The organism is Kitasatospora sp. NPDC056531 (assembly GCF_042794375.1).
Taxonomy (GTDB): domain Bacteria; phylum Actinomycetota; class Actinomycetes; order Streptomycetales; family Streptomycetaceae; genus Kitasatospora.
The window spans coordinates 1-7,250 of sequence record NZ_JBHTTU010000014.1 but is presented as its reverse complement, the minus strand read 5'-3'; the positions used below and the strand labels follow the sequence as shown (position 1 = coordinate 7,250).

General features: G+C 72.8%; 7 protein-coding genes and 2 pseudogenes. 1 reads left to right on the top strand and 8 read right to left on the bottom strand.

The window, feature by feature from the left end:
* Positions 1-183: 183 nt before the first annotated feature.
* Genes ACFQ87_RS15550 through ACFQ87_RS15540 form a run of 3 tightly spaced genes read right to left on the bottom strand, consistent with a single transcriptional unit; the run spans position 184 to position 3,622 of the window.
* Positions 184-2,418, bottom strand: coding sequence for an FtsX-like permease family protein (locus ACFQ87_RS15550; RefSeq protein WP_380611278.1), 2,235 nt, complete (start codon positions 2,416-2,418; stop codon positions 184-186).
* A complete protein-coding gene (locus ACFQ87_RS15545) occupies positions 2,415-3,101 on the bottom strand; it encodes an ABC transporter ATP-binding protein (RefSeq protein WP_380611277.1) in 687 nt (228 codons plus the stop codon). Before ACFQ87_RS15545 ends, ACFQ87_RS15550 begins: the two co-directional genes overlap by 4 nt.
* Positions 3,098-3,622, bottom strand: a complete 525-nt coding sequence (locus ACFQ87_RS15540; protein WP_380611276.1) for a PadR family transcriptional regulator — start codon at positions 3,620-3,622, stop codon at positions 3,098-3,100. The genes ACFQ87_RS15545 and ACFQ87_RS15540 overlap by 4 nt, the downstream gene beginning before the upstream one ends.
* Before the next feature lie 376 nt (positions 3,623-3,998).
* Here ACFQ87_RS15540 and ACFQ87_RS15535 point away from each other — a divergent pair, with 376 nt between their 5' ends.
* On the top strand, positions 3,999-4,655 hold the full coding sequence (locus ACFQ87_RS15535; RefSeq protein ID WP_380611275.1) for a hypothetical protein: 657 nt from the start codon (positions 3,999-4,001) through the stop codon (positions 4,653-4,655).
* Between the two features lie 67 nt (positions 4,656-4,722).
* Here the strand turns inward: ACFQ87_RS15535 and ACFQ87_RS15530 are convergent, their stop codons facing one another.
* The 5 genes and pseudogenes from ACFQ87_RS15530 to ACFQ87_RS15510 all read right to left on the bottom strand — a co-directional run.
* The gene (locus ACFQ87_RS15530) at positions 4,723-5,400 is read right to left on the bottom strand and encodes a YoaK family protein (protein ID WP_380611274.1); all 678 of its coding nucleotides are present in this window, start codon (positions 5,398-5,400) and stop codon (positions 4,723-4,725) included.
* 80 nt (positions 5,401-5,480) lie between these two features.
* Positions 5,481-5,774 carry a zinc ribbon domain-containing protein gene (locus tag ACFQ87_RS15525; protein WP_380611273.1) on the bottom strand — a complete coding sequence of 98 codons (294 nt, stop codon included), beginning with the start codon at positions 5,772-5,774 and terminating at the stop codon, positions 5,481-5,483.
* Between the two features lie 86 nt (positions 5,775-5,860).
* Positions 5,861-6,124: pseudogene (locus tag ACFQ87_RS15520) on the bottom strand (helix-turn-helix domain-containing protein); the annotation flags it as partial.
* Positions 6,084-6,818 (bottom strand): MgtC/SapB family protein, encoded by a 735-nt coding sequence (locus ACFQ87_RS15515; protein ID WP_380611272.1) that lies wholly within the window; start codon positions 6,816-6,818, stop codon positions 6,084-6,086. The pseudogene ACFQ87_RS15520 and the gene ACFQ87_RS15515, both read right to left, overlap by 41 nt.
* Positions 6,819-6,921: 103 nt before the next feature.
* Positions 6,922-7,250 (bottom strand): annotated as a pseudogene (locus ACFQ87_RS15510) (manganese transporter); the annotation flags it as partial.

Genomic DNA, 7,250 nt, shown 5'->3' with positions numbered 1-7,250 from the left:
CTGTCGTATCGCAAGGGAGGCCTCCGGCCACGGCGGTGCGGGTGAAGAGGGGCGGGGGCCCCCCCCCCCCAAAGGGGGGGGGGGAGAGAAAAGGGGGGTGACACTTCCGCCGGCGGGGGCCTGGCGCCCCCCCGGGTTCTTGCGGGGGGCCCTTCTTCGGGGCGGGTGGCTCCCGTACCGTGATCAGCCGTTGCGGGCCGCCTCCGGCCCGGTGATCCGCTGGAGCAGCGGCAGCGTCGAGGCGATGATCCCGAGCGAGGCGAGCAGGCCGAAGCCCGTCAGCCCGTAGTACGCCAGGCCCGGGGACACCAGGTCGTAGCTCATCTGGGCCTTGAGGAACATCGCCGCCGCGGCGAAGCCCGTCCCGATCGCGAGCGCCGACACCACCAGCAGCGGCAGCGCGCTCTCCAGTCCGACCACCCGGCGCAGCAGCCGCAGCGGTGCGCCGGTCAGCCGCAGCATCGCGAACGGCCTTCTGCGGTCGGACAGTCCGGCGACCACGCTCACCGCGAGGCTGCACCCGGCGATCGGCAGGGTGGTCAGCAGCACCACGTTCGCCAGCTGCCGCCAGGCCTGGAGCTTCTTCTGCCCACCGGAGGCCCAGTCCTCGGCCAACCGCGGCTCGTAGGTCGGGAACTCCTTCATGAACAGCGTCCGCAGCTGCTCCTTGGCCTCCTCGGAGCCGTCGGTGGTCGCGTAGAGCATCCGCACCGGGAGCTTGGCCACCTCCTCCGCGGGAATCTGCGCGGCCGGCCACTCGTGCTGGGAGGCGTCCAGCAGGTCGACGAACTGGAACTGGTCGACCGCCGCGACGGCGGCTCCGGGTGCGCAGTGGCCGACCACGGGGATCTGCGCGAGTTCCGAGCAGCTCACCAGGCTGGGCACCATCCGTCGCTCACCCTGCTGGTACGCGCCGATCCCGGCCGGGTTGTCGTGCACCAGGGCGATCCCCCGGAACCCGGGAACGGCCCGGGCCTGCGCCAGCACGCGATCGGGCACCGAAGGCAGCGGGGCCGCGTCCTCCCTGTTGCCGAACGGGGTGGCCACGATCGCCTTGCGCACCTCGGGGGCGCCGTTCAGCATGCCCTGGTTGGCGTTGATGGTGCTCATGATGGCCAGGGTTCCGGTGGTCACGAACAGCGCCAGCACCAGGCCGGCGACCGAGCGGAAGCCCGCCCTCGGGTCGTCCGACAGACGGCGCATCGCGATCAGCGAGGCCGGCCGACTGGTCCGCCGGGCCACCGCCTGGGCGGTCGCCATGGTGAGCCACGGACCGGCGATCACCAGGCCGAGCATCACCAGCACGAAGCCGGTCAGGTACGCCAACGACTGCCCGTTGGTGGTCTTCGGGTGGTTGCCGACGAAGTAACCGAGCTCGGCGAGACCGGCCACCAGCGGTGCCAGCCGCCAGGCGCCCGGCGGCTTCGGGGTGACCCGGCGGGAGACCCCGAGCGGCGAGATGGTGACCCGGCGCAGCGCGAACCGGGCGGCGAGCGCGGCCGCCACCGGCACACCCAGCACCACCCCGGCCACCTGTGGCAGGGTCAGGCTCAGGTCGGAGGCGAAGAAGCGGTCGCCGGTGAACGGCACGTCGGCCACCACCGGCTTCAGCGCGAAGTACAGGCCGAAGCCGACGGCCGTGCCGATCACCGCCGCCACCGTGGACTCCACCGCCGAGATCACCGACACCTGGCCGGGCGTCGCCCCTACCAGGCGCATCGCGGCGTAGCGCTGCTCGCGGGTGGCGGCGGACAGCCGGGTCGCGGTGCCGATGAAGATCAGCACCGGGAAGATCAGCGCCGCCGCGACCACGGTGAGGACCAGCAGCAGCGCGTCGCCGTGCACGCCCGCGCCGTAGCAGTCGAGGGAGCAGTCGGCGGGCATCGCGGTGGCGATGCTCGTGACGGTGGTGGGCCTCGGCCGCGCCTTGACCTCGTCCACCGTGCGGCCGACGACGATCGCGAGGCTGTCCGGGGAGGGCAACCCGGCGTCGGCGATGGTGCCGACCCGGCGCCCCGGGAAGCGGTCGGCCAGTTCAACGGCCGGGGTGTCGCGCAGCAGCTTCTCCAGTGCGGGCGAGGCGTAGTACTCGCCGGGTGCGGGCAACCGGCTCAGGCCGGGCGGCAGTGGCGAGGTGGGACCGGTCGGGGCGACATCGACCCGGAAGACGGTCTTCCCGCGGTAGTAGTCCGCCCGGGCGCCCCACCAGAGCGGGTCCGCCGAGGTGGCCGCGGTCGCGCCCTTGACACCCGTGTTCATCCAGAGCTGCCGCTCGTTGGCACGGTCGATCGCGTTGACGCTGGAGAAGGTCGACAGCAACAGCCCGACACCGACCGCGACCGCCGCCGCGATCATCAGCAGCCGGGCCACCGCCTCCCGGCCGCCGCTGACGGCCAGTCGGAGCGAGAACGGGATCACGGGGCCACCGACCCGGCGGAGAGCGTACGGGCCCGGCCGTCGCGGACGATCGCCTCGCGGTCGGCGTAGGCGGCGACCCGCGGCTCGTGGGTGACCAGGATGACGGTGGTGCCCTGCTCCTTCGCCGAGGTGACCATCAGCTCCATCACCTGCTCGCCGGTCAGCGAGTCCAGCGCGCCGGTCGGCTCGTCGGCGAACAGCACCTGCGGACGGGCCACCAGGCCGCGGGCCAGGGCGACCCGTTGCGCCTGACCGCCGGACAGTTCTCCGGAGCGGCGCTTCTCCATGCCGTCCAGGCCGAGCCGGGGGAACCAGGGCCGGGCCTGGGCCAGGGCGGCAGGCCGGCGCACGCCGTTCAGCAGCAGCGGCAGGGCGACGTTCTCCTCGGCCGTCAACTCCGGTACCAGCTGGCCGAACTGGAAGACGAAGCCGAACTTGTCCCGGCGCAGGGCGCTGCGCTTGGCCTCCGACATGCGGTCCAGGCACTGCCCGTTGAACAGCACCTCGCCCGCGTCGGGCACCAGGATGCCGGCCAGGCAGTGCAGTAACGTCGACTTGCCCGAGCCGCTGGGGCCCATGATGGCGAGCACCTCGCCGGCTTGGACGGCCAGGCTCGCCCTGCGCAGCGCGGGCGTCTCGCCGAAGGCGAGGGCGATGTCGCGGGCTTCGATGACAGTGGTCATGCGCGCACCTCCGCGGCGAGGGCGTCGAGGCGGGCGACGGTGAGGTCGATCCAGCGCAGGTCGGCCTCCAGGTGGAACAGGCCGTGGTCGGCGAGCAGGGCGTCCACCAGGGCGCCGGTGCGGCGCAGTTCGGTGAGCTCGCGCATCCGGCGCAGGTGGGCGGCGCGCTGGGTGTCCAGGTACTGCTCGGCGTCGCGGCCCAGCATCAGGGCCAGCACCACCTTGGTGAACAGCACGGACTGCAGGTTGGGTTCGGGCGCGACCGGCTCCTGGAGCCAGGTCTCGAACTCGGTCGCGCCAGCGTCGGTGATGACGTAGCGCTTGCGCTCCGGCCCGTCGCCGGGCTCGGCCTCGCCGGCCATCACCTTGCCGTCGCGGGCGAGTCGGCCGAGGGTCGCGTAGACCTGGCCGTACGGGAGGGGCTTGCCGCGGCCGAAGAGGGCGTCGTAGTCGCGCTTGAGGTCGTAGCCGTGGCTCGGCTCCCGCTCCAGCAGCCCGAGGAGGGTCAAAGGAACACTCATGGGCGAGACCATACACCAGGGATATACACCGAGTGTATAGCTGTGAAGAATACGGCGCTGAGCTGGCGAAACGTCAATTGCTGGACAGGCGGGGACAGGAGGCGGCCCCCACGACCGCCCCCTGCTCCGCACCACGGGCCGGAACCCCCACGGTCCGGCCGGGCCGGGCTCGCGCTCAGACACGGGGAGCGCGGCCGACCTCCAGCCTGCCCGGGCGGGCGGCGTCTGCCGAGGGCCGAACGTCCCGGGTGGTGGGGGTCGGCGGGCCACCCGGCGACTCCTCCGAGCGCGCGCCACTCTTGTGCACGGGGGGCCTTCGGGTGGAGATTGGGTGATGAAACCCTGTACATCCCCGCATCCTTGAGGAGTCCTCACCGTGCGCAGCACACCCCGCCCCGCCCGGCCCGCGTCGCTCCCGCGGCGAACCGGCCGTCAGCTGCGGCGGGCCTTCGGCGCTCGGCACGAACCGCTGGCCCGCCCGCTCGACCGGGCCCGGGCCCGGGCCTGGCTGCTCGTGATCGTCGGCGGGCTGGTGGCGGTCGCCGTCTCCGTGCTGGGCGCCCTGCTCCTCTACCGCTCGACGGCGCCGCAGGCCACCGTCGAGCGGGTGCGGCTGCACCGGGTGGACGCCGTGGTCGCCGTCCTCCCCGACCACGGCGCCGCCACCGGCAGCCGCTTCGCGGGCGGCTACAGCAGCCGGATCGAGGTCGAGGCCGCCTGGAACTACCCTGAGGGCACCGCGCACACCGGTACCGTCGAGGCCCCTCGCGCGGCCGTCGCCGGCTCCGTCGTCCCGATCTGGGTCGACCCCGCGGGCAACCCCACCACTCCCCCGGCCAACCGCGCCTCCCTCGCCGTCTCCGCGGCCTGCACCGGCGCCGGCGCCCTCCTCGCCCTCCTCGCGCTGCTCACCCTGGCCCTGCGACTGCGCCTCAACGCCCTCGACCGCCGCGCCGAGACCGCCTGGACCACCAGCTGGGCCCGACTTGAGCCGCTCTGGAGCGGCCGCGCCGGGCACCGCCGCGAGGATTGAGGAACCGCCCGCTCCCGAAGCTTCTGCGCCCCCACCGAACGGCGTGGGGGCACAAGGGCGTTCGGCCTCAGAGTCGCTCGGTCCAGGCGGGCGCAGGGGTGGGCCTGCCGGCACGGTGGGTGAGGGCGGCCACCGCGGCCAGCAGGGCGAGGACCAGGGCCAGCGCGCTGGGGACGCCGGCGTGGAGAACGAGGAGCGCACCGAACAGGGCGCCGGCGAACATCCAGACGACGGAGGCGAGGCGGCGCAGGCCGGTGAGGTCGGCGGCGAGGGCGGTGATGGTCATGGTGAGCACGGTGGTGGTGATGTCGGGGACCTTGAGCGAGCGGACCACCGCGTTCTGGCCGCCCATGGCGAGGGCGAGCAGGCCGATCAGGGTGTAGCGGGCGGGTGCGGAGCCGTGGCCGATGACGGCCGCCAGGACGGTGCTCACGGCGACGAGCGCCGCCTGGGCGGCGACGGCGACGGTCAGCAGCCGGCCGCGGTGGCCGGGCAGGTGCCGGGAGAGGTGGCCGCCGGCCAGGGCGCCGACCAGGAACGCGGCGAGGGCACCGAGTGAGGCGGTGGCGGAGAGGTTCGCCGCGCCGGCCAGGGCGAAGCCGAGGAAGACCACGTTGCCGGTCATGTTGGCGACGAAGACGTGCCCCAGTTCGAGGTAGCTGACCGCGTCCACCACCCCGGTGACCAGGGTCAGCACCAGCAGCATCGGCACCAGCGGCCCGTGCTTGGGGTCGGGTTTCGGCATCAGGCCTCCCGGAGGGTTCGCATGACGGTCCTTCCGTTCTGCTCCGTTCCTTGAGAGATCAGTAAATCTCAGGGATTTGCCTATTTCTGGGCAAAGGTCCTCGTCTGACCCGGCGTGGAGGGCCGGTGCGAGGCAGACGCTTCGCAGCCACCGGCGGGACCAGGTCCCGTCTTACAGTCGGCTCCACGTCCGTTCAGCGTCTCCGGGCCACTCCCGGCGACGTGGCGCTTCACGAGGGAAGCGAGGTTGAGCGCGGCGTTCTCATCGCGGCCGATGACCAGCCCGCACTGTTCACACCTGAAGGTACGTGCTGTACGCCTCCTTGGAGCACTGGGCCCACCACGGCGCGACCTCGCCCCTTGGCCTGGTTCCACGCCTTGCGCAGGGAGTACAACGACCAGCCGAACGAGGGCGTCAGATCCTCAATGCCGTAGGACCTCTCCGCCTCCCGCTGGGACAGGTTCGCCTTCACCCGCGCGAGCGCCCAGTTGTACGCCACCCGGGCCGCCCCGGCACGCCGCAGCAACGCAACGACCTGACGCTCCGTCGGGTCGAGCGCAAAGCGGTACGCCTGCGTCACGATCACCCGGCAACCGTAACGCCCGCCACCAACAACCGGGCGAAATGCCCGGATCGTCGAAGAATGCTGATGAAATTGACCACAGTTGGCAACCCCCGCTCGCTCAGGCCAGCGCCGGGCTGCTCGGGTCGTCCGGCTCGTCATCCAGGCGCCAGTGCAGGTCCCGCACTCCGGGCTCCAGCGACAGCCGGGTGACGACCTGCTCCAGGGCCGGGGTCACCTGCCCGGTGATCGCCACGGTGGCGCGCAGGCTGGTGGCGTCGCCCTGTTCCGTACGGCGGGCGCGCAGGCCGGTGGGGGCGAGGCCGGAGGCGGCCAGGGCCTGGAGCAGCAGGGCACGGATGTGGGTCTCGGACTTGCGGTCGCACTCCAGGTGGACGGTGGCCCGGCAGGTGGAGTCCGGGTCACTGCCGGACTGCGGGGCCCGGTCGAGCAGCCGGCCGGCCGGGCGCAGCACCAGGTGGACGGCGAGCACGGCGAGCGTGCCGAGGACGGCGAGCTCCAGCTTGCCGGAGGCGGACAGCACCCCGACGGCGGCCGAACACCAGAGCGTGGCGGCGGTGTTGAGGCCGCGCACGCCGGCGCCGTCGCGCAGGATGACGCCACCGCCGAGGAAGCCGATGCCGGAGACGACGTACGAGGCGACCCGGGTGGGGCTGCCGGTGTCGCCGACCGCCTCGCTGTAGAGCACGAACAGGGTGGCGCCGGCGGCGACCAGGGCGTTGGTGCGCAGGCCGGCCATCCGGGCCCGCCACTGGCGCTCGACGCCGATCAGCGCGCCGCAGGCGACGCCGGTGGCGAGCCGGACCAGGAACTCGACGGTGGTCAGGGTGTGCACGGCGGCACCTCCTCCAGAGGAATCACGGGGAACGCGGGGAAAGGGCACGGACGGGCGGCGAGCCGCTGCCCACCACCCGTCCGTACGGGCTTCGATCGGTGGCTCAGTGGTTCAGCGCGGTCTGGACGATCTTGATGATGACCATGATCATCGCGATCAGCAGGTACGTGCGCAGGGCGCCCATGCCGATCTTGCGGGCGGTGGACATCACGGGCTTCTCCAGGGTCTCCAGCGGGGGCATCCGCCAGTTCTCGCGGCCGGTGCGGTCGATCAGGTCCTCCTCGGTGCCGCGGCGGCCGAAGGTGAAGAAGTACCCGGCGACCAGCACGCCCGCCACGCCGCAGCCGGCCATGATCCACAGGATCGCGTCCGAGCTGATGTCCGGCCAGACCACGGCGGCGGTCAGGATCATCGAGAGGGTGACCAGGACGC